This is a genomic window from Flavobacterium tyrosinilyticum (genome assembly GCF_023656565.1).
GTDB classification, from domain to species: Bacteria; Bacteroidota; Bacteroidia; order Flavobacteriales; family Flavobacteriaceae; genus Flavobacterium; species Flavobacterium tyrosinilyticum.
The window spans coordinates 776311-799788 of sequence record NZ_JAMOKG010000003.1 but is presented as its reverse complement, the minus strand read 5'-3'; the positions used below and the strand labels follow the sequence as shown (position 1 = coordinate 799788).

Here is a 23478-nt window from a genome sequence, read left to right as displayed (position 1 = left end):
TAACGACTACTATGAAAAAAATCATTTTCGGATTGTTTTTATTCTTTTGTTTTTCTCAATTTGGGTTTTCACAAACTCATGTTGACGCTACTGGCGAAACAGAGCTTTATCAAGCTTACGATAAAGCTGATAAAGAATTGAATGAAGTTTATAATCAGCTGAAAAAGAAATTAGGAACAAAAGATCAAACAGCTTTAGTTGTTTCTCAAAAAGACTGGATAAAGTTTAGAGATTCAAATTGTAAATTTAAAAGCTATCCAGAAGGTTACGGTGGTGTCATAGCAAATAAAATGTACGCAGATTGTAGAATGCAGCTTACCATTAGCAGAACAAAGGAATTGAAAAGTTTGATGAATGGCTTTTAAAGTCCTTATAAAAAAACATAAAAATGAGTAAAAATGTATTTGTAGAAGGGCCAATTGCTCCTGAATTTATAGCGGAATCGATCGCTAAACATCAATCAAAACATACGATTGGGGCGCATAATATTTTTCTAGGACAAGTCCGTGCCGATGTTATTCACGACAATACTGTCGTAGCAATAGATTATTCGGCGTATACAGACATGGCGAATGAAGCTTTGTATGCAATTAGAGAAAAAGCTTTTGCTAAATTCGATTTAACCTGCATGCACATTTACCACAGTTTAGGCGTTGTAAAAGCAGGCGAAATCTGTTTATTTGTTTTTGTTTCGGCAACACGTCGCAAACAAGTTTATGAAGCAACAGAAGCCATCGTTAACTGGATTAAAACCGATGTTCCGATTTTTGGCAAAGAAATGTTTGAAAACGATACATTCACTTGGAAACAAAATACCTAAGAAACTATAATGGTAGATATTACGCATAAAATAAGCACATTAAGAGTCGCAACAGCAACTGCAATTGTCAAAGTAAGCAAGCAGGAAACAATTGATGCTGTTGTAAACAATTTAGTGCCAAAAGGAAACGTATTTGAAATGGCAAAAACGGCTGGACTGTTTGCGGTCAAAAACACCCATTTGTCTATTCCAGATTGTCACCCTCTTCCAATTGAATTTACTTCTGTAGAATACAATATCGAAGGTTTAGATATTCATATTATTTTTAAAGTAAAAACCGTTTATAAAACGGGAGTTGAGGTTGAAGCCATGCACGGCGCATCAATTGTAGCGCTTACAATGTATGATATGCTAAAACCAATTGACAAGGAAATCGAAATTTCGACTATCAAATTAATTAATAAAGAAGGCGGAAAATCGTCTTTCAAAAATAAATTCCCGAATGTAATTAAAGCGGCAGTTTTCGTTTGTTCCGATTCGATTTTTGCGGGCGATAAAGAAGATCGCTCTGGAAAAACAATTGTAGAAAAACTGGATTCATACGGAGTTGAAACTTCGCATTACGAAATCATTCCAGATGAATTGGATATTATTCAGGAAAAAACAAAAGCTTTCGCTAAAGATAATCAGCTGGTCATTTTTACAGGCGGAACTGGATTATCTCCAAGAGATGTTACGCCAGAAGCTTTAGAGCCATTATTGGAAAGCAGAATTCCAGGAATTGAAGAAGCTATTCGCAATTACGGTCAGCAAAGAATGCCGTATGCAATGCTTTCTAGAAGTGTTGCGGGTACTTTAGGCAAAAGTTTAGTTTTGGCTTTGCCAGGTTCAACAAACGGCGTAAGAGAATCGATGGATGCTGTTTTTCCACACGTAATGCACGTTTTTCATATTTTAAAAGGAAAAAATCATGACAGCCTCTAACACTATTTTGACGGATGGTTTTGGGCGCAAGCATAATTATCTGCGCATTTCGCTGCTGGAAAAATGCAACCTGCGATGTACATATTGCATGCCGGCGGATGGAATCGCCTTATCTCCAAAAGCCAGTTTAATGACGGCTGATGAGATTTTTGCAATTGCCGAAACTTTCGTAAAAAATGGTGTTGACAAAATAAGATTAACAGGTGGAGAACCTTTGCTGAGAAAGGATTTTCCTGAAATTGTTTCTAAATTATCAGAGCTTGGCATTTCACTTTCTATGACGACAAACGGAATCTTAGTTGATCGCCATATTGATGTCTTAAAGCAGTTTAAAGTAAAAAAAATCAATTTAAGTTTAGATACTTTAGTTGCTTCTAAATTTACTTCTATAACGCTTAGAAACAAGTTTGAAAAGGTAATAGATAATCTGCATTTGCTTTTAAATCATGATTTTCAGGTAAAAGTGAATGTGGTTTTGATGAAAGGTTTCAATGATAATGAAATTGTAGATTTTGTAAAACTGACTCAGTTTCTGCCTATTTCGGTTCGTTTTATTGAATTTATGCCTTTTGCCGGAAACGAGTGGGACAGAAGCAAAATGGTTTCGCAACAAGAAATTTTATCTTTAGTTGGAACTCAATTTTCTTCAGAAGAAATTCTGAAATTAGAAGACGAAAAAAACTTCACTTCCAGAAATTATAAAATTAAAGGTTTTCAAGGCGATTTCGGAATCATCAGTTCGATTACAAATCCGTTTTGTGACAGCTGCAACCGCATCCGCTTGACGGCAGACGGAAAAATAAAAAACTGCCTTTTCTCTAATTCAGAAACCGATTTGCTGACGGCGTTTAGAAATGGAGAATCCATAAATAATTTGATTTCAGAATCGATTCAGAATAAAAAGAAAGTCCGCGCAGGAATGGTTACGATGGATGAAATGGACGATCCTAAAAAACATTTTGACAATCGTAGTATGATTGCGATTGGAGGGTAGAAGTTTTTAGTTATGAATTGTGAGTTATGAGTTATGAGTGACTCATCGTTATAAGTCCTTCGACTTCGCTCAGGATGACATAAGGTTTGTCTGGCTGAGCGAAGTCGAAGCCTTAACCGCCTAGTTTTATCATAGAAATCAGAATGACAAACTGTATGTGACATTGCTAATGAAAATAAAAAAAGGTTTAACTTTTTTAAAGTCAAACCTTTCTCAAAACTATTTTTTCTTTTTAGCTTTTGTTTTTTTCTGTGCTTTCGCTTTTTTATCAGCAATTTTCTTAGCTTTCGCTTTTTTAGCCTTTTCTTTTTTCTTTTCGGCTGCTTTTAGTTTTGCTTTTTTCTCTTTTTCTAATTTTTTGATAACAGATTTAATCGCTTTTTCTCTTTTCTTTTCTTTCTCTTTTTTTGCTTTAAGTTTAGCTTTTAGCTTTGATTTTATGTCGTTTTTCTCTTTGCCAATTTTTTCAACAGTTACAACAGGTTTGCTTTCTGCAACGTCATTGGTTTTAATTTCTACAATCTCAGAAACGATAGGTTCTGTTTTTGCAGATGTTGTTGCAGTTTTTTTTACCGTCGCTCTTGGTGCTGTTTTAGAAGCTGCTCTTATAGGAGTTTTTGCAGCAGTTTTAACAGTCGCTGCGGGTGCTTTTGCAGCAGTCGTTCTTGTTGTAGCTGTTTTTGCAGTTGCTGGTTTTACGGCAGTTCTAGTAGTTCTTTTAATTGTTGTCTTAGTTTCTGGCTGTATTTCTGTAGTGCTTTCTACAGCTGTTTCTGCCGGAACATCGGTAGCTTTATCAGCAGAAGATTGTGTTGTTCTTTTTATCATAACTGTATTTTTTATTGAATAAATAGATGCTAACCAAGTAGTTTTAAAGCTTCTGAAGTGTGACGCTTTAGTGTAAATTCTTAGTTAAGCTAAATATACGCAATTTTTGAATACAGAAATAATAGAACTTATTAATTTTCAACTGTTTCCAAAATTCTAAAATTGCTTTTTGGTGCTTCACAAAGAGAACAGCAATAGGTTTCTGGAAGATTTTCAAACAAAAGACCTTTTGGAATTCCCTGAGTTTCGTCTCCGTATTCTGAATTATAAAGCGTTAAGCATTCCTGACATTGGTAAATATCTTGTTGTGGTTTTTCTTTTTTCTGTTGTTTTTCGGTAGTTTCAGATGCTATATTTCCTAGTTCTTCAAAATATTTTCGGCTTAACTCAATTAAAATAGTTGGCAGTTCGAGCTTATCAATATCTTGTGAATGCACAATATATTCGCGAGTATTTGGATCGAAATTCTTGGCGAACAATACATTATAAGTATCTCTGATTTTTATGGATTCTAAAGCTGTTGGGAGTTCATTCTTTTCGATGACAATCGAAGTAAAATAATGTCCGTCACGATTGTATTCTGAAATTCCGAAATTCAATCCGTACGTACTGATATCAAATTGATCTAATGTTCTAACCAAAAAAGTTTTTAGATTTAAAGCCCATTCCATCGCAACGGGTAAGTGCCAGTTCAATTCTAATAGCGAATGTCGAACATTGATGCCGCGTTTTCCTAAGAATTTTTCCCATTCTAGTTTTCGGTCTTTCGGGATTCCTTTGATTATGAAAGATTTCCAAGGCGTGATACAGATTTTTCCAATTTTGCATTCAAAACACAAATCGCACATTTCTTTCAGAAAATCTAAATCGTATAAATTATTTCTCCAGTATAATCCCAGCCAATATTGATCAATTCCCATTCTGTTCATTCCTTCGTAATAAGGAAATGGGTAAAAAGGAATATTTAATGGTTTATCGATTGTTCTGTTATTGGTATCTAAAGCTTCGCTGACCAAAGTGAAAAGCAGTTCGATATCAATTGCATCCTCTTCTGAAATTTTTTCAATTTCGTAATAAATCTTAGCCAAATCCCAGCTGTAAATCAAAACAGGATACACTTCTATTTTTTCCCATTTTGGAAGACGAATGTATAAATACCAATAATCTTCATGTTCTGAAGCAATGAAATTCAAATGACCTGTAAACAAAGGAACTAATTGCTGCTTCGGATCAGTTATGTTGACTTTAAGTTTTGGCTGTTCTTTAAATTCTTCCAAAATATATAAAAATCTATTTCCAGTAAGCCAATTCGTATTTCTAAAAATATCTGTCGAAACATAAGAAGAAACAATATTGTTACCACTTTTTTGATCGGGAAAAACAAAATGATGCTTTCCTAAAGTAGTTTTATCCAAAGATTTAAATCCTTTCGGAAAAATAATATCTTGTCTAGAACCAAACGAAATTGAATCCAAACCTTCTTCCAAAGCGATGTTTACAACTTCCTTAAGTTCTCCTGGCGAAATAACGCCTCCTTTTACTATTAATCTTGTTAGTTCCATTTTTTCTTTTTGTTTCAGGTTTTCTTTGTTTCAGGTTTCAAGTTGCTTTACTTTGAACATAAATTTTACCGCAAAGTTCGCAAAGGTTTTTCGCAAAGTTTCGCAAAGTTTTTTTATTTTATAATAAGTTGCCAAAGTTCACAAAGCTTTCGGTAAAGATTTTAGCGCATAGCTTTCCGAACTTTTTTCGATAGAAAACAATTTTAAGCAGAGAATATTATTCTTTGCGAAACTTTGCGAAAAACCTTTGCGAACTTTGCGTTTAGATCAACACAACATAACAAAAGCAACTAAACCTTGCACTTAGCCAATATTTCCTTTACTTCCGTTTTGCAGCTTCCGCAACCTAAACCTGCTCCTGTATTTTTGCATAAATCCGTAAAATCACTTACACCGCTTTTAATCGTTTCTTCGATGTTTCCAGCTCCAACTTGACTGCAGGAACAAACTAATTTTCCTAAAACTGGTTTTGCATTTGAGCTTCCTCTTAAAAGCGTATTTCGTTTGTCTGATAATTCGATTTTGCTTTCTATCATCGTTTTAAATTCAGCAAACTCGTTTTTATCGCCCATTAAAATCGCTCCAACCAAAAGATCATCTTTTACGATGCATTTTTTGTAATAACGTTTTTTCAAATCGGCAAAAACAATTTCCTCGTAGGAGTCATCATTTTCAGGAATGGTAAGATCGCCAATACTACAAAGATTAATGTCTTCTAATTTTAAAATATTCATTAAAATCGAGCCTTTGTAATAACTGCTAATATCGCCCGCAAGGAAATTTGCTAGAATATCAGCTTGTTCTTCGGCGGCAGATGTGATTCCGAATAACTTATTATCAAATTCTGCTATCTCTCCAATCGCAAAAATATCAGGATTTGAAGTTTGTAAATACTGATTTACCTTTACACCGCGTCCGCAGGCTAAACCGCTTTCGCGAGCAATTTCGATATTTGGGATTGTTCCAATCGTATACACAATTGCATTTGCTGTAATGATTTTTCCGCTCTTTAAAGCAATTTCAATTTCATTCTGATTATCGGTTTCGAAAACGGTGCTGACTTCATTATCAAAATAAATCTGAATATCACGAAGCTGTACTTCTTCAGCCAATAATTTGCTTGAAATTAGATCCAATTGGCGTTCCATTAAACGAGAAGCCCTTTGGATTATAGTTGTTTTTACTTTTTTATGTTTTAAAGCTGCAGCTAATTCTAATCCCAATAGTCCGCCTCCAATAATTACTACATGCTGTTCTTCGGGGGGAAGATTGGTGCTGTCTAAATGTTTTTTCAAACGGTCGGCATCTTCTTTTCTTCTAACGGTAAAGCGTCCAGGAAGATGAAGCTGTGCATTTTCTGGAACAAAAGGACGGCTTCCCGTTGCTAAAATCAAAGAATCGAAAGTGTGAATTTCGCCTTGACTGTCAACAATTATTTTTTGTTTTGAATCTAATTTTTCAATTGCAACGCCGGCTTTCATGGTAATTTTCAGTTTATTGAAAGCTTCGCCATCTTTGACTTTTAAAAGCTGTTCCCAACTGAATTCTCCCGTCATATATTCGGGAAGTAAAACACGATTGTAAAACGGATTTACTTCATTCGAAAAGACAATAATTTCATCAGTAGAATTGAATTCGCGATAGTTTTGAATGAATCGGAAAGAAGCTGCTCCAGCACCAACAATGGCAATTTTCTGAAATGGTTTTACATATTTTTTAATCGAAACGGTTGTGAACTTAAAATCAGGTTCTTTTGAAATTGGATCGACAACGTTGTTCGTTAAATTATTAGTTCTATTCAAATCATTTTCAAGCTGTTTTCCCCAGTGCATGGGCAGGAAAACGACTTTTTCTTTGATCGAATCAGTCACTTTTGCTTTTACACGAACTTCTCCATTTTTGCTTGTAACTACGACAATATCGCCATTCTTAATATCATTTTTAAAAGCATCAATCGGATTTATTTCTAAGACTGGACTTGGAATATGCGTTAATAATCTCGATACTTTCCCTGTTTTAGTCATCGTATGCCATTGATCGCGAATTCTTCCAGTTGTCAAAATAAAAGGGAATTCATCGTTAGGTTGTACCGAAGTATTTTCGATTGAAACAGGAAGATTAAAAATCGCTTTTCCTGATGGGGTATAGAATTTTTTATCGGTAAATAATCTCGGAGTTCCGGGATGATTATAATCTGGAACGGGCCACTGAAAAGTTCCTTCGTTTTTTAAACGATTATAATTTAAAAATGAAATGTCAATATTCGTGTTTTTGGTAAGTGCACAATGTTCCTTGTAAACTTCTTCGGCGCTGTTGAAATTGAATCCGTTAAAATTCATTTTTTTAGCAAAGCGAATTAAGATTTCAATATCTGGAAGTGCTTCTCCAGGGGCATTGATTCCTTTTGGTAGATACGAAATACGGCGCTCTGAATTGGTCATTGTTCCTTCTTTTTCTAACCAACCCGCAGCAGGCAATAATAAATCGGCAAATTTGGCTGTATCGGCATTGTGCGAAATATCCTGAACGACTACGAATTTTGCATTTTGAAGCGCTTTTTCGGCTCTTCTAGAATTGGGTAAACTCACAAGCGGATTGGTGCAGATAATCCAAACGGCTTTCATTTTTCCAGATTCCAAAGCTTCAAACATTTCTGTTGCCGTTAAACCCGGTTTGTCCGAAATCTCGTCAACGCCCCAAAAATCAGCCACTTCTTTACGATGCGTTGGATTAGCAATGTCTTTATGTGCGGCCAAAAGTGTTGCCATTCCGCCAACTTCGCGTCCTCCCATAGCATTAGGCTGACCTGTTAATGAAAATGGCCCAGAACCTGGTTTTCCAACTTGTCCTGTTAATAAAGATAAATTCAGCAATGCTGTATTTTTATCAACGCCAACAGCACTTTGGTTTAATCCCATTGCCCAAAGCGAAATAAAACCTTTTGCTTTTCCTATAATATCGGCGGCAAGTTTAATGTCGTTTACAGAAATTCCGCAAAGTTTAGACGCTTTTTCAAGAGAAGTTCCTAAAACTAAGTCTTTATATTGTTTGAAATTTTCCACGTGATTGTTAACGAAATCGTGATCGACGTGACCTTTTTCGATAATGCGTTTGGCAATGGCATGATATAAAATAATATCTGAACCTGGAATAATCTGCAAATGTAAATCGGCAAAAGCAGCCGTATCGGTTCTTCTAGGATCGATACAAATTATTTTGGTTTTCGGATTTTTCTCTTTGTGTTTTTCTAATCTTCTAAAAAGAATAGGGTGGCACCAAGCAGGATTTGCTCCTGTAATTAAAAAAGTGTCCGCCAGTTCAATATCATCGTAAGCAATTGGAACAGAATCTTCTCCAAAAGTTTTTTTATAACCCACAACGGCAGAACTCATACAAAGTCTAGAATTGGTGTCAATATTGTTGGTTTTCAGAAACCCTTTTACAAGTTTATTGACTAAGTAATATTCCTCAGTTAGACATTGTCCAGAAATATAAAATCCAACGCTATCTGGTCCGTGTTTTTTTATAATAGAAGAAAAAACAGCAGCAGCGCGGTCAAGAGCGGTATCCCAACTTACGCGTTCTAGCGGATAGGATTTACTTCCTCGCATTTCTGGATATAAAATTCTGTCAGAGGTATCATTAACTACGTAGTGCAAGTTCATCCCTTTAGAACATAACATTCCTTTGTTTACAGGATGATCTTTGTCGCCCTCTACCATTACTCCATTTTTTGCATCGTTGGTCACAATTATACCACAGCCAACGCCACAGTATGAACAGGTAGTTTTGATCTTCGTAGTTTGCATTAGAGTTCTATTTAGAGATACTATTTTTATTAATTGATCTGACTTTAGAAAAAGTACTTACACAAAAATAAGTATTTTTTACGTATTAATACGTATTTTTTGGATTTATTTTTTTAATTTTGATGAAAATAAATGAGGAACAACAAATTAGTTTTTAATCTGTTAAAAAATTTAGGACTCATGAAAGAAGAGCAAACCGTTTGTTATTCCTGTGTCAATGAAAATTGTTTTATCAAGAAACATCTGCATTTAGAACAGATGGCAGGTTATGTTTCTAAAAAGCAAAGTATTACCTGTAAAAAATCAGATCAGTTTATTACAGAAGGAGCTCCGTTGCAAGGTCTTTATTTTATTTGCAAAGGAAAAGCTAAAACAGTAAAAACTGGAATTAATGGTCGTGAACAAATCGTTCGTTTAACCGCAAATGGTGACATTATTGGTTTCCGCGGATTTGGAACGGGTAAACGTTATTTAATTGGTGCTTATGCGCTGGAAGATACAGTTTTGTGTAACTTCAGCAACGAAACTATGCAGGAAATTTTACAGCAAGTTCCTGAATTTACTTATGCTTTGATGCTGTTTTATGCTGAAGAATTGAACAAAAGCGAAAACAATATTCGTAAGATTGCACACATGAATGTTCGCGAACGTGTAATTGATTTGTTACTTTACATTCATCGCAAATTCGGACAAACTAATGGTTTGATTGATATCGAGCTTTCGCGAAAAGAAATTGCAGATTTTGCAGGAACTACAGAAGAACAAGCAATACGTATTTTATCAAGCCTTAAAAAAGAAGCATTGATTAAAACGGAAGGAAAACGTGTTGGGATTTTAGGAATTTCAGAGTTGAGATCTGAAATTATGGAGCATAAATATTTTTAAGGGTCTACTCTTTATTCTGGCTATGCAATGCAAGTTCCAAGAGTAGGACTCTATTGCGAACTCCTTTTTTATTTCGAATTGGATTATACAAACTAGAATTTTTAAGCATGGCAATTAATGTTACCTTTTCTTTTTCATCAAGCTCTTTTATGTTTTTATTAAAATAGAATTTGGAAGCAGCCTTTATACCAATGTTTTTATATCCAAAATCATAGTTTACTAAAACAAATTTGAGACACTCGTTTTGACTAAATTCTTGTTTTATTTTTAGCTCATAAAGTAATTTAGTAAGTGAATAGGCATGTCTGGATGGGTGAATGTTATTTGAGGCACCTCTGCAAGGGCAACTTGGTTCTTTTATCTTTTTGTAAATTTTGTTATGAATATCAATAAACGATGTAAAATCTTCTTTTTTAGCTTCGTTTAATTTATTTGTTAATAATACAAATTCTTTATTTCTGTAAAGAGGATTGAAATCGCTTAATAAATACAATATTAAAACTCCTAAAAAAACAATTATTCCAAGAAAGATTTTTAATGATTTTTTGAACATAAAAAATTAAATAAATTAGTTTACTTTTTTTCCATTTTCATAAATATAATTCAATTCTTTTCCAGTTTTTGATAAACAGAATTGTTTCCCATTTTTCTTTCCATCTTTATATTGACAGCTGTAGATTAATTTGCCTTCAGAATAATTTTCTTCTAAAATTTTATTTTCATTTTCGTCAAAGTAAGAGGAAGAATAAATGCTTCCATCAAAATCTAATTTGTCCTCTTTTTTCTTTTTAAAAAACGGTTGATCATAATAATAAGTCTTTCTGCAAGGAATTCCTTTTTTGCTTTTATTATAGTATTCAGTGTAAAGTATTAGATATCCATTTTTAAAATCATTTTTTGATAGTAAGATATTATTCGTCCATCGACGGTTTTCTATTGAACCTGAAAAAAGAGAATCGTTACTAACTTTATAAACAAGTCCATCTTTAGAATAAATATCTTTTGAGGTAAGTTGTTGATTATCTTGAGCAAAACTTTGAATAGATAGGAATAGAAAGAGAAGTACTATTTTTTTAATCATAGTTTATTTTTTATTTTTTTCTGCCAACAAATCGAATTACAGAGCCAGTTCCGTTATGGAATAAGCCTTCGTTTAGTTCAATTTCTTTTTCTTCTAATTCAATGATTTCATAATTAGGGAAATCAGCTTTGATTTCTTCGATTGAAAAAAGAGATTCAATGTCTTTTGGTCCACCAACTTTTTCGTTTTTGGTAACGTATTCTAAATGCTTTTTACTGAAAGCTTCAAAAATTAGAATCCCGTCTTTTCGTAAAAGTTTGTCAAGTTGTTTATGAATTTCAGATTTTATCGCAGCTGGAAAATGTGCATAGATTAAAGCAATCGCATCAAATTGTCCATCCTGAAAATCTAAAGTTTCCAATTCGCCAACTTGATAATCAAGTGAGACATTATTGTTTTCTGCCAAACGAAGCGCTTTGTTTCTTCCTTCTTCGCTAATATCAAAAGCGGCAACTTCCCAGCCTAATTTTGCTGCGAAAATGGCATTTCTTCCTTCGCCTTCAGCAGGAAAAAGAATAGTGCCTGTTTCTAATTTTTCAATTTGTTCTTTAAGGTAATTGTTGGGTTCTTCGCCGTATGCGAATTCTTCGGTTTTATAACGGTCATCCCAACGGTTAGTCCAGTTGTTCATGGTTTATATATTGAATTTAATTATTAAAGGTTTGTGGTCGCTGTACAAAGTCCAGTCTTTGTAAGTGCCAACTTCCACGCTTTCTAAAACTTCCATAAAATCATTTGAAGCAAAGCAATAATCAAGATGATAGGGTTTATTTTCATGACGATACAAATACCAAGTTGGATGTTCTTCTTTGCCTTGAAGTTGATTGAAATATTTGTGATAGGTGCTGAAAATATTCTTTTCGGCCAATTTATTTACAACCGTTGTATGATTTCCTTCGCGACGTGGTTTGTCCCAAATCGTATTGCTGTTGAAATCGCCAATTAGTATGGTATTAGTTTCTTTGATTAAATCTTCATAAAAATGAATTGCTTTCCAAATCTGAGTTATATAAGCGCCCTCTTTATCTGCAGGGTTATTAGCCCAAATTGCAAATAAAGTAAAGTCAATTTTTCCGCCTGTTACGGCAATTGGAAGGATGTTTTTGAAAGTTGGATTATGACATTCTAACAATTGAAACCTATAATCTCCAAACGAAAAAACGCCAAGTCCTTTATTAGGATTTGCGCCGTACCAAAGAATATCCGAAGGTAATTTTGTTCCGTTTGTAAATTTGAGTTTTTCAGGACTTTCACACTCAGAAATTACAGCAATATCAGGATTCAAAGCTTGAATATATTGAGCTTTTTTTCTGAATGCCATATTGCAGTTCCAAGCGATGAGTTTCATTATTGTTATGGATTTAAATTGATTTTATAATCCTATTTTTTGCTTTTTTTCAATTTCATTTTTCCATTGTTCTCTGTTCGTTACAACAAATTTTTCTTTTAAACCATTTTCGGTTCTTATTAATAATCCGTTGTTGACCATTCCTAAAGTTTTTTCAAATTCTATTAAAGCAATATCCTTTAAATTAATTATACATTCGTGTTTTTGTATAAAATTAAGGATGTTGGTTTGAAAGATTAGTTGATTATCTGTTAAGTATAGATTACCACCAACTGTGATTCCATTTAAGTAATGATTTGCTCTTCCAGAATAGATTATATTTTTTAATTCTTGAAAATTAATTTCTTTATTGTTTATGTGAGCAAACATCTTAAAATAAGATATTAATGTAATAAAAATAAACATAAAGACAGCAGTGAAGAGTGTAACATTAAAATTATATTTTCCTTTATAACTAATATAAAGGGTTAAAAAGATACTTGTACTTAATCCTAATACTAACGAATATTTTAGTCTTTTCACAGTTGTTTGTTTTCAGATTGATTAATAAGAGAAGTTTTTGTTTCTAACGAAATTACAAATTAAAGCATAATGCTGCTTTCGTGATTTCGCCAAAAAAAAATACCCTTTTCCGAAAACTGAAAAAGGGTAAGTTATATTATATTTTAAGTAATGCTTTTTTATGGGATTAACCAACAAATTTTGTTTCGCCACTATTTACATCAATTTCAGCAAAATTATGTTTTCCGATAACGATAAGCAGTTTGTCTGAATTATAACCAACATATCTAATTTCAGGTTCTCCTTTTTTTGGTTTTCCGCAAACAGAAATTACATTGGTTTGCCATTTCAATTTGCTTCTTTTATAGGCAGAAATGGTTTGTAAATCGTTCTCAACATAATAAACAATGTTGTTTTTCTTGATTCCTCTTTTTTGCGTTTTGGCAAAATTTATTTCAGAGTTTTTAGAAATTAAGGCATCATTGTACTTTTGAGCAATGCCTGTTTGCGTGACAATAAAAGTCACCAATGACAATTTTAGAAATGGTTTCATTAGGATAGAATTGGGGGTTCATAATCGCTTCAAATATAAATAATTAAAACAAATAATGAAGTTTTTGAGGATGAAAAAAAATCCCTTTTTCCGAAATGGGAAAAAGGGATTTTTCTTGGGTTAATTTTAAATAAAAATTATTTTTTCCAGCTAAAAATTCTCGGATTCACAGAAACCATTAACCATGCCCAATTGTTGGTATGGCCAGCATCTCCCGTTTTAATAAATTCCATCGTTTTAGATCCGAACATTTGAGAATAACCTCCTGTCAATGTAATGTCTTTTTTGAAATTATATCCAAAAGTTGCATCAATCTCAGTTCCTAAATAAGAATCCATTTTTTCGTTAAGAGGAACATTCACTACATCAGCTGCAGCTAAAAAAACGTGCGGAATCAAAGCAAATTGCCACTTGTTTACATTGTAATTCAATTTGATAAAAATATCTTGTAAACCAACATTTTTTAAATGATTTCCAACATAAAAGTAATCCATGTAACCATTAAATCCGTGGTTGGTTCCAAAAATCGGGTTAAAAGATTTAATTACTGTGCTTCCATCATTTGAATCTTTACCAGATAAAAATTCGTACCCTAAACCAGCTTTAAACGAATTAGTGATGCTGTAATTAATGTTTGCGGCAGCATTCCAAGCACTAACTTGCTGATCGGTACTTTTTCCAGTTTGGCCATACAACCAAAAACTAGTATCAATTTTATCTTTTTTATAAGTTAAATAAGGACCAAAAGTTTGCATGTAATCTACAAGAATTTTGCTCTCTGGAGTATTTGGATTACGAGTAAATTCGTAACCTGTATTCAATACTAAAAAGCTCGCGCCTAATTTTTCGCTAATTTGATTATGATACCAAGCATATTGCATCGCTTTATAATTTGCAACGGTATAAGGAGTTTGTACAACATTCTCTGCTGTTGAATTGTAAGCACCTCCAAAATCTAATTTTTGAGTTTCGTCATGAAAAGAAACCGTTAACGCATCGTGGCTTTGGCCTTGCTGTGCCCAATCCATTTCACCCAAAATACGCTGATTATCATAAGAAAGAACCTGACGTCCCATTCTGGCGCTCCATTTTTCAGTGAAATTATATTGCGCCCAAGCTTCAAAAACAGCAACTCCATTTTTATCAGCAACTGTAGCAGGAGCAACATCTCCCCATGTTCTTGTATTTTGGAAAGTTAATTTTAAAATTAAATCGTCTTGTTTGTAATTGAAGTTTAGACGAGAACGCTGCGAAATTTGAGAAGTTCCTTTTTGTCCTTCTTGTAAAAGTTGTTTGTAACCGTTACGATATTCAAAACGTGGCCTAATTTGCAGATTTACATCTAATTCTTGAGCTTGGATTTCAAAACTTAATCCTACGATAAGTATTAAAATTAGTTTAAGTTTCTTCATAAAATTTTTTGATTTTTATTGAAAGTAAATTTATAAGAAAAAGCCAGTATTTATTATGATTTCAATCATAATTCTAATTTTTTTTTAATCTAAGTCTAATATGCAGGCTCTAATTTTGCTTTACTTATTTTAACTTCTTTCTTCTTAGATAGTTGTGTAATAGTGTAATGCATCCACACTAAGCAGACCGTTGAAAAGATTAAAATAAAAATCCATGAACTTGACCAGATTCCGGTTGCAGTTAATAAATATCCAAAGATAATTGGTCCAAAGAAACCACCTAAACCTCCAATCATTCCAACCATTCCGCCCACAACACCAACTTCATTTGGGAAGTACTCTGGAATATGTTTGTAAACCGCCGCTTTTCCAATTCCCCAAGAAATTCCAATTAGAATTACTAAAATTAAAAATACCCACATATTGGCATCAAATTTAATAACGGTTACTCCTTTGGCTATCAGTTCTTTTTTAGCTACACTTTGATTATTTGTGACTACAACATCTTGCCAGCTTGTAGAAGTTGGAAAAATAGCATTTTCATTACCATTGGCTGTTTTTTGCGCAATTGGATATTCTTTATCTCCAATTTTTACGGTTTTGTCGCTGATTACGTTTACAACGCCTTTTTTTGCCGCTAAGATTCCAGGGCCAGAAGTTGTAATTTCCATTTTAGGAATCGACAATAAAGCACTCAAAATTACCGAAGAGCCCAAAACCCAATACATTACTTTTCTAGCTCCGAATTTATCAGATAAATAGCCTCCTAAAGCTCTGATTACTCCAGATGGTAAACTAAACATTGTTGCAAACATTCCTCCCATAACCAAACTCGTTTGGTAAACATTCATGAAATTTGGCAATAACCATTGAGAATAAGCTACAAAACAACCGAAAACTAAGAAGTAGTAGGCTCCAAAACGCCAAACTCTTTGTGATTTTAGGGGGGTAAGCATTTGTGAAATAGTTTTACCGTTGCTTTCTATTTTTTTGTTTTGAGCAAAAATTAAAAAAGCAACACCAATTACGACCAATGAAATAGCGTAAATAATCGGAAGAACTTTCCAGCCATTTTGCGGATCATCAATAGAGAAATGGTTTAATAGAGAGGGGGCTAAAAAAGTGGTAATTGCTGCGCCTGCATTTCCCATTCCGAATATTCCCAAAGCGCGTCCTTGCCATTCTTTTGGATACCAGATAGACGTGTAGCCAATTCCGACTGCAAAACTGGTTCCGACCATTCCGAAGAAGAAACTAAGTACGGCAAACATGAAAAAACTGTCGGCGTAGGGAAGGAGGAATAACGGAATTGAGCTTAGAAGGAGTAAAAGCGAAAAAACATACTTTCCGCCAAATTTATCGGTTAAAATTCCAATTGGAAGACGCATGATTGAACCTGTTAAAATTGGAATGCCCAAAAGCCATCCAACTTGTATAACATCCCAATGGAAAATTCCGTTATCGACTAAGAAGGTTACCAGAACCCCGTTTAATGTCCAGCAGGCAAAACACACTGTAAATGCCAGTGTGTTCAAAAATAAAATTTTGTGTGATTGCGATAGTGAGTTTGTATTTTTCATAGCACTTATATTTTTATGTAAAAATAAGTACTATAACTTAGTTAAAACCTGCTAAAACGCAGTTTTTGAAAAATAATTACGTATTTATACGTATTTTTAAATTAAAGAATACTCAGCCGCTTTGTTTGAAAGCTCCATTAGGTTTTTTACTTTCAGTTTTTTCATTAAGTTGAAACGGTGCACTTCGGCAGTTCTTTTACTGATGTCAAGCGCTTCAGCGATTTCTTTATTTCCTTTTCCCGATAAAAGAAGCGTCAAGATTTCTTTTTCTCTTTTTGTAATCATCATTTCTTCACCCAAGCTTTGCTTAGGTTCTAAAGATGGTGATGAATTAGTAAGTTGACTGATTAAAATGGAAGAAATATCACCGCTGAAATATTTGCCTCCAACAGCAACACTGTGTAAAGCTTTTAGGAATTCTTCTTTACTAGAACCTTTCAGTAAATAACCATCGGCGCCAGCTTTTATCGATTTCAACACATATTCTTCTGATTCATGCATAGAAAGCATGATTATTTTTACGTTGTTATTTTCGCTTCTAAGTTTTTCTACTACCTCGATACCAGTTAAGTTAGGCATACGAATATCTACTATAAGTAAATCTGGTTGCGTTGCAGCAACTACTTCCAGAGCATCTGCACCATCGATTGCTTCGCCTACAACCTCAATGTTTGCTTCATTTTCCAGTAAGGATTTGATTCCGTCTCTAACAAAAACATGGTCATCTGCCAGTACTACTCGAATGATATTGCTCATAGTTTACTTAATTTTGATTCTCGATTTTTACGTATATTCATCTAAAAAGAAGATGCTAATATACGTACTTTTTTTATTTAAAAATCCAATTTTTTGAAATTCCAAACTCCAACATTAAAAAATCATTAGAAAAAATTGCAATATCAATGACAATTGCAATAACAAATTTCACTTTTTTATTCTCATTTTTTGTCATTTCGACGAAGGAGAAATCTCCACAAGTAGCTCTATAAAGATTGGATTTAGATTGCGTGGGCTTCGACTCCGCTCAGCCTGACAAAATTGAGGTTAACTTTGACAAAGTTATTTGCGCAATATTTCTCATTTCTGACGAAGGAGAAATCTCCACAAGTAGCTCTATAAAGATTGGATTTAGATTGCGTGGGCTTCGACTCCGCTCAGCTTGACAAAATTGTGGTCAACTTTTACAAAGTTTATTTACCGTATAGGGTTTGGAATTTGGAATTTTAAAAAATTGGAATTTCTATTTAAGAATAGGAATATTGAACGTAATTCTCGTTCCTTCGCCTGGAATAGAGTTCATGAAAACACGTCCGTTAATGTATTGGATTCTTTCTTTCATGAATAAAAGTCCCATTCCAGATTCGCTGTTGCGTTTTTTGTCAACTGAATTCACGTCGAAACCTTTTCCGTTATCGTCTACGATGATGCTTAAAAGTGTTTCGCTGTGCGAAAGCTGCACAATAATATGTGACGATTCGGCATATTTAATCGCGTTATTGATCGCTTCTTGCGTGAGACGATAAATGTTGATTTCGATTAAAGAATCTAAACGCTGGTCAAAATCGGTTTTGTTGTAAAACAGGATTTCTTTTCCGGTTAGTTTTGAAAGTTCTTGAGTGAGTTTTGCTAAAGAAGAAACGATTCCGTGATCACTTAATTCTGGTGGCATTAGGTTGAAAGTTGCCGTGCGGACACCTTTTATAATATCAAGTGAAAGTTTCTTTAAATACTCAATTTTTTGTTCTGATTTTTCTCTATCGTCCAGATTAATACTCTCTAAACTAAATTTTAAACCAGTAAGCATTTGTCCGATTCCGTCGTGAATTTCTTTGGCGATTCGGTTTTGTTCGTTTTCCTGATTTTCAACTATTTTGCTTGAAATAATCTTTTGCTGATTGATTTTTTCGGTTGTATTTTCAAGGTTCAAACGTTCTACTTCGCGTTGTGCTTTTTTGCGTTCGGTAATGTTGAAACAAACAATCAAAAGTTCCAATTCGTCTTTTTTGATCATAACGGGAACCATCGACAAATCGAGCCAGATTTCTTTTTCGTCTTTATTTATAATTTTGATTTCGCCTTGCCAGCCGCTACGCTGTTTTTCGAAAATTAAACGGTCAAAATTAACCTGTTCTTTTTCGTCTTCAGTCAGTACTTCGGAGAATTTTTTGTTAGATAAAAACTTAGTATAATTTAAAAGTTTGGCAAATTTTTCTCCAATATGAATGATGGAGCCGTCTGGAGAAATTCGGCAATACAGCAAAGTATTTTCCATCGCATAATTGAGCGATTTTAATTCTTTTACGGAGTTTTCTTTGATTTCACTAATGATTTCGGTGTCGTATGCCAGTTTTAAGGCTTTCTTTTCAGAAGATAAAAGTTGGGCAATTAACCTTTCGATTTTCTTGTTGGTTGGTTTGAAAATGAAGAAGAATTCTAGAAGAAGAACTAAAAGTGTAAAACCAAAAATCCAATATTCGATTCGGCGCTGTTCGGTTACTTTTTCGTGCGCTTCAAGATCGTATTGGGTTACAATTTGATTCATTTTTGAAAGGAAAACGCCTTCGTTTTCTAAAATAATCTGAACCAATTTTTGATTTTCAGAAGCCGATTTTTTCTGCTGCAGATTTAATAAAAAAGAATCTGTAGTTTGTGCAATTTTATTGAAAATCGGATTGATTTCCAGATACAATTTAGAAAGTGTTTCTGATTTTTCTTTTGGAAAAGCTAAACTGTCACTGCCGTTTTCAAGTGCTTTTTGATTTTTCTTCCAAAGCTCTAGAACTTCTTTTAAATGCGAAGTTTTTTTGGTTGCAACCGAATCAGAAACGTAATGTAAGATCAGAACTTCTTTTACAATTTTTTGGCTCAGCATTCTTTGTTTACCAGAAAAATTGATAATCTTAGAATCGCTTAACTGCTGATTCAGATTGTATTGTACTAAAAACTGACTTATAATTATAGTTAAGGCAATAGTAAGAAGCGCAAAAAAATACAGACGACGTAAATTTTTGAATGTGATTTTTTCTGCAGCTTCCTGATTGCTTTTTTTCATTCGAAGATAATATTTGTCTTTCTATAGGAAAATGGAATTCGCTTTAGCTCATTTCATATCTTTTTTACAATCCTAAAGAAGCTTTTATCAAGTTTAAGTTTTCTTCAGAATAATTGATTTTTAAAGCTTCCTGATGGCCTTTATCCGACATTTTATCCCAGGTTTTTTTGATGATATTTTTTAGCTTTTCTTCATCATGTTTGTGGACGAAAGGTTCTAAATAATATTCTAAAAATACCAAACAAATTACATCTTCTAGCAATTGGGTTTCGGCATCTTTTTTAAGTAGTTTTTTTTCAATTAAGAACGATACACGATCGATAAAAGTTTGATTGTAGCCAGCTTTTTCGAGAATTTCAGCAGTAGTTTTTGCGTGGAATTTTTTCAATTCTTCTCTCCATTTCAAATAACCCACGCGATCCATTGGGTACGATTCTCGGGCCACTTTCCATCGGCAGATGTGCTGTGCTTTTGATGCAATCTGAATTTCTTCTGATGCGTTTGGTTCAAACTGGATCAGTTTTTCGTACATCCTGTTTGAATACAATAATTCTTTTGGATATTCGGTGTTTTGGTCTAATTCGATGTTTGGATCCTGTGCGTTTTCAGCGTCAATCCATTGGCTTGCTTTTTGAAAAGGTGTAGTCATTTTTTGGTTTGATAATAGAATTTCAAAGATACGGAATTAAGTTTTTTTTTCGCCACGAATTCACGAATGAAAACGAATTATATTAGTGAAATTAATGACACAGATTGAACACAATGATTCGTGAATTCGTGGCGGAAGAAAATATTCATTTAATCTACAAATCCAACGAAAACTTCATTTTCAACAATCTTAATAGGATAAGTTGCAATGCTGTATTCTTCGCCGTTTAAGTTTGAACCGTCAACAAGTGAAAATGTTTTTTTATGCATTGGACAAGCGATTTTCGGAATATCGTCGGCAGAACCAGTCATTCCTCTTGAAAGCACCATTTCCATTTTGTGCGGACAAGCATTTTGACAAGCGTACCATTCGTTGCGACGCGTAAAATTAAAAATCGCAATTTGTTTGTTTTTGTATTTGATACAGCCTCCTCGGTTGGTTGGAAAATCTTCTACTTTACCCGCTTTGAACCAAATTGTAGCATCGCTTGCATGAACCGTTTCGTATTGATTTAAGATTTCTTCCATTTTGATTGAGTTTTTGTTTCCTGTTTCTTAGCCCTCTTTTTACAATCAAGAGAGATTTGATGGCGCAGTAAAAAAGAGGGTAAGAAGGACAGCAAACGTTAAATGATTTTTTTTCTTTTTTTGGAGCTATTATTTTAAACACATAGAAACATAGATTTTTTTGTTTTTGGTTTGAGAAAAAGAAAACTAAAAGAAACTAGTTTCTAACACATAGCTATGTGTATTTATACAAGTGAAACGCCTTTTTTTGAGTTTAGTGATTCTATGTTTCTATGTGTTTAAATTAAAATTTAAGTCCACGCTTTTGGCATTTTTTGATCTCTTAACGGAACAAAAGCAATATTGTCATCTTTCTCGTCTGAGTTAACAAAATGATTGAAGCGTTTTAATAATCTTGGTTTTTCCAACACTTGTTTCCATTCACATTCGAAAGTGTTCACCAAAGTCTGCATTTCGGCTTCTAAGGTTTCGCAGATTCCTAAACTGTCTTCGATGATTACTTGTTTTAGATAGTCTAAACCTCCGTCCAGTTTTTCTAACCAAGTTGAAGTTCGAATCAGCGGGCCAGCTGTGCGGATGTAATACATTAAGAAACGGTCCATGTATTTGATTACGGTTTCTTTGTCGATTTTTTCAGCCAATAAAACAGCGTGTTTTGGGTTTGCACCACCATTTCCGGCGATGTATAAATTCCATCCGCCTTCAACAGCGATTAATCCGAAATCTTTTCCGCGGGCTTCGGCACATTCGCGAATGCAGGCTGAAACGCCACCTTTTAGCTTGTGCGGAGAACGGATTCCTTTGTATCTGTTTTCCAGTTCGATGGCAAATCCAGCGCTGTCGTCCATTCCGTAACGGCACCAAGCATTTCCGACACAGCTTTTTACAGCACGAAGCGATTTTCCGTAAGCGTGACCGCTTTCAAAACCATTTTCGATTAAGATTTTCCAGATTTTTGGCAAATCACTTAAATGTGCGCCAAATAAGTCGACTCTTTGCGCTCCCGTAATTTTAGTGTACAAATCAAATTGTTTAGCCACTTCACCAATTACAATTAGTTTTTCGGCTGTAATTTCACCTCCGGCAACTCTTGGAACAACAGAATAGGTTCCGTTTCTTTGAATATTGGCTAGAAATCTATCGTTTGTATCTTGAGTAGTAACGTGTTTGTTCGCAGTATCATTATAAATACTAGAGAAAATTGAAGCAACAACAGGTTTGCAAATTTCACAACCGTCACCTTTTCCATGATGATCTAAAACGTCATAGAAATTCTCATATTTATTGATTTTTACCAAATCGAACAATTCCTGACGTGTATAAGTGAAATGCTCGCAGATAACTTCTTTTACTTCTTTTCCTAAAGATTTTTGAGTGGCTTTTACCAAATCTGAAACCATTGGTTTACAGCCTCCACAACCAGAAGTTGCTTTTGTTGCCTTCACGACATCTGAAAGTGTAGCACAAGATTCGTCTAGAATTTTACAGCAAATAGAACCTTTCGTTACGTTTTCGCAAGAACAGATTACAGCTGTATCTGGCAAATCCATTACGCTTCCTAAAGAAGAACCTTCAGAACCATCGCGAGAACCTAGAATTAGATCTTCTGGATTTTTAGGTAACGCCATTTCATTAATATAAATTTGAAATAGCGAATTGTAATCGCTAGAATCTCCGACTAAAATTCCGCCTAAAAGCTTTTTAGAATCCTTTGTAACGTTGATTCTTTTATAAACGCCGCTTAATTTATTTTCATAAATAATAGCTGTAACGTCATTATTTTCAACAAAAGGATCACCAAAACTCGCCACTTCAACACCAATTAATTTCAATTGTGTTGACATATCGATGGTTTCTCTCATGGTTTTATTACCACTTAAGATTTGCTCTGCAGCTACATCTGCCATTTCGTAACCTGGAGCAACAAGTCCGTAAATGTTTTGATTGTACAATGCTGCTTCGCCAATCGCAAAAATAGAAGGATCTGATGTTCGCATTTGATTGTCTACCACGATTCCGCCTCTTACGCCAACTTCAAGTCCTGAAACTCTGGCCAGTTCGTCGCGAGGTTTAATTCCGGCCGATATAACCAACATGTCTACTTTTAACAATTCGTCGTTTGCAAACATCATTCCTGTTATACTTTCCTTTCCGTCAATATATTGCGTTGCTTTGTTAAGATGAATTCCGATGTTTAATTCTTCTATTTTTGATTGAAGCATATCACTTGCGCCTTGATCCAATTGTCTCGGCATCAAACGCGGAGCAAATTCCACAACATGCGGATTCAATCCTAAATCTCGAACGGCTTTTGCAGCTTCAAGGCCTAATAAACCGCCACCTAAAACAGCTGCTTCGGTTGCGCCTTTTTGTTTTATTTTTTTCGCGTAAGCCATAATAGCATCCAGATCTTCGATGGTTCTGTAGACAAAAACACCTTCTTTTTCTACACCTTCAATTGGTGGTACAAAAGCCGAAGAACCTGTTGCTAAAACTAAGTAGTCATACGTATGCGTTTTGCCTAAGTGTGTATGTATTGTTTTTGCATCACGATTTATATCTGTAATTAGTTCAGATGTATTTAGAATAATATTGTTTTCTGCGTACCATTGGCTTGTTGAAAGTGATAAGTCATCAGCCGTTTTTCCTCCAAAGTACTCGCTTAAGTGAACGCGATCGTAAGCGCGTCTTGGTTCCTCTCCAAATACTGTGATTTGATACTTTTCTTGTCCTGATTTTGCAACAAACTTTTCGCAAAATTTATAACCAACCATGCCGTTTCCAACTACTATTACTCTAATCATGATTTCTTTAATTAAGTATTACTATGCAAATATAAGTATTTATACTTAAAAAATACGTAAACAAAATATTTTTTAAGTAGTAAGTAGGTTCGGTTTACTACGTATTTTGTCTTAATCTTTTACGTGGTGCCGGTTTTGAACAATTTGTT

At 34.1% G+C, this 23478-nt stretch carries 21 protein-coding genes; 5 read left to right on the top strand and 16 right to left on the bottom strand.

Annotated features, from left to right (window positions below; translation table 11 throughout):
• The first annotated feature begins 11 nt into the window (after positions 1-11).
• From NCC77_RS17720 to moaA, 4 genes are read left to right on the top strand one after another with little or no spacing between them, the layout of a single operon-like run.
• Complete coding sequence (locus NCC77_RS17720) at positions 12-365, top strand: lysozyme inhibitor LprI family protein (RefSeq protein ID WP_250836788.1); 354 nt, start codon at positions 12-14, stop codon at positions 363-365.
• Positions 366-388: 23 nt separating this feature from the next.
• Positions 389-820, top strand: a complete 432-nt coding sequence (locus tag NCC77_RS17715; RefSeq protein WP_035648088.1) for a molybdenum cofactor biosynthesis protein MoaE — start codon at positions 389-391, stop codon at positions 818-820.
• A gap of 9 nt (positions 821-829) precedes the next feature.
• Complete coding sequence (gene moaCB / locus NCC77_RS17710) at positions 830-1744, top strand: bifunctional molybdenum cofactor biosynthesis protein MoaC/MoaB (RefSeq protein ID WP_250836787.1); 915 nt, start codon at positions 830-832, stop codon at positions 1742-1744.
• Positions 1731-2738: a GTP 3',8-cyclase MoaA gene (gene moaA / locus NCC77_RS17705; RefSeq protein ID WP_250836786.1), complete on the top strand. Its 1008-nt coding sequence runs from the start codon at positions 1731-1733 to the stop codon at positions 2736-2738. The genes moaCB and moaA overlap by 14 nt, the downstream gene beginning before the upstream one ends.
• Positions 2739-2957: 219 nt before the next feature.
• Here moaA and NCC77_RS17700 read toward each other — a convergent pair whose 3' ends face one another.
• The 3 genes from NCC77_RS17700 to NCC77_RS17690 form a co-directional block, all read right to left on the bottom strand.
• Positions 2958-3566, bottom strand: coding sequence for a hypothetical protein (locus NCC77_RS17700; RefSeq protein WP_250836785.1), 609 nt, complete (start codon positions 3564-3566; stop codon positions 2958-2960).
• A 131-nt stretch (positions 3567-3697) separates the two neighbouring features.
• Positions 3698-5128: a rubredoxin gene (locus tag NCC77_RS17695; protein WP_250836784.1), complete on the bottom strand. Its 1431-nt coding sequence runs from the start codon at positions 5126-5128 to the stop codon at positions 3698-3700.
• Between the two features lie 290 nt (positions 5129-5418).
• Positions 5419-8937, bottom strand: coding sequence for a nitrate reductase (locus NCC77_RS17690; RefSeq protein ID WP_250836783.1), 3519 nt, complete (start codon positions 8935-8937; stop codon positions 5419-5421).
• Positions 8938-9117: 180 nt separating this feature from the next.
• On the opposite strand from NCC77_RS17690, the gene NCC77_RS17685 reads away from it, so the two are divergent.
• On the top strand, positions 9118-9822 hold the full coding sequence (locus NCC77_RS17685) for a Crp/Fnr family transcriptional regulator (protein ID WP_250836782.1): 705 nt from the start codon (positions 9118-9120) through the stop codon (positions 9820-9822).
• 4 nt (positions 9823-9826) lie between these two features.
• Here the strand turns inward: NCC77_RS17685 and NCC77_RS17680 are convergent, their stop codons facing one another.
• The 13 genes from NCC77_RS17680 to nirB all read right to left on the bottom strand — a co-directional run bounded on the left by NCC77_RS17680 (position 9827) and on the right by nirB (position 23329).
• Positions 9827-10375, bottom strand: coding sequence for a transglycosylase domain-containing protein (locus NCC77_RS17680; RefSeq protein WP_250836781.1), 549 nt, complete (start codon positions 10373-10375; stop codon positions 9827-9829).
• 15 nt (positions 10376-10390) lie between these two features.
• Complete coding sequence (locus tag NCC77_RS17675) at positions 10391-10903, bottom strand: hypothetical protein (RefSeq protein WP_250836780.1); 513 nt, start codon at positions 10901-10903, stop codon at positions 10391-10393.
• 10 nt (positions 10904-10913) lie between these two features.
• The gene (locus NCC77_RS17670) at positions 10914-11534 is read right to left on the bottom strand and encodes a class I SAM-dependent methyltransferase (protein ID WP_250836779.1); all 621 of its coding nucleotides are present in this window, start codon (positions 11532-11534) and stop codon (positions 10914-10916) included.
• A gap of 3 nt (positions 11535-11537) precedes the next feature.
• Positions 11538-12251 carry an endonuclease/exonuclease/phosphatase family protein gene (locus NCC77_RS17665; RefSeq protein WP_250836778.1) on the bottom strand — a complete coding sequence of 238 codons (714 nt, stop codon included), beginning with the start codon at positions 12249-12251 and terminating at the stop codon, positions 11538-11540.
• A 24-nt stretch (positions 12252-12275) separates the two neighbouring features.
• Positions 12276-12773, bottom strand: coding sequence for a GRAM domain-containing protein (locus NCC77_RS17660; RefSeq protein ID WP_250836777.1), 498 nt, complete (start codon positions 12771-12773; stop codon positions 12276-12278).
• 166 nt (positions 12774-12939) lie between these two features.
• Positions 12940-13305: a hypothetical protein gene (locus tag NCC77_RS17655; RefSeq protein WP_095930462.1), complete on the bottom strand. Its 366-nt coding sequence runs from the start codon at positions 13303-13305 to the stop codon at positions 12940-12942.
• A gap of 137 nt (positions 13306-13442) precedes the next feature.
• Entirely contained in the window at positions 13443-14717 is a 1275-nt protein-coding gene (locus NCC77_RS17650; protein WP_250836776.1) for an alginate export family protein, read from the bottom strand.
• 95 nt (positions 14718-14812) lie between these two features.
• On the bottom strand, positions 14813-16297 hold the full coding sequence (locus NCC77_RS17645; RefSeq protein WP_250836775.1) for an MFS transporter: 1485 nt from the start codon (positions 16295-16297) through the stop codon (positions 14813-14815).
• 96 nt (positions 16298-16393) lie between these two features.
• Positions 16394-17053 carry a response regulator transcription factor gene (locus NCC77_RS17640; RefSeq protein WP_250836774.1) on the bottom strand — a complete coding sequence of 220 codons (660 nt, stop codon included), beginning with the start codon at positions 17051-17053 and terminating at the stop codon, positions 16394-16396.
• 484 nt (positions 17054-17537) lie between these two features.
• Complete coding sequence (locus NCC77_RS17635; RefSeq protein ID WP_250836773.1) at positions 17538-19349, bottom strand: PAS domain-containing sensor histidine kinase; 1812 nt, start codon at positions 19347-19349, stop codon at positions 17538-17540.
• Between the two features lie 64 nt (positions 19350-19413).
• On the bottom strand, positions 19414-19998 hold the full coding sequence (locus tag NCC77_RS17630) for a DUF4202 domain-containing protein (RefSeq protein WP_250836772.1): 585 nt from the start codon (positions 19996-19998) through the stop codon (positions 19414-19416).
• Positions 19999-20147: 149 nt separating this feature from the next.
• A complete protein-coding gene (nirD, locus tag NCC77_RS17625) occupies positions 20148-20525 on the bottom strand; it encodes a nitrite reductase small subunit NirD (protein WP_109194268.1) in 378 nt (125 codons plus the stop codon).
• 290 nt (positions 20526-20815) lie between these two features.
• On the bottom strand, positions 20816-23329 hold the full coding sequence (gene nirB, locus NCC77_RS17620; protein WP_250836771.1) for a nitrite reductase large subunit NirB: 2514 nt from the start codon (positions 23327-23329) through the stop codon (positions 20816-20818).
• Between the last annotated feature and the right edge of the window lie 149 nt (positions 23330-23478).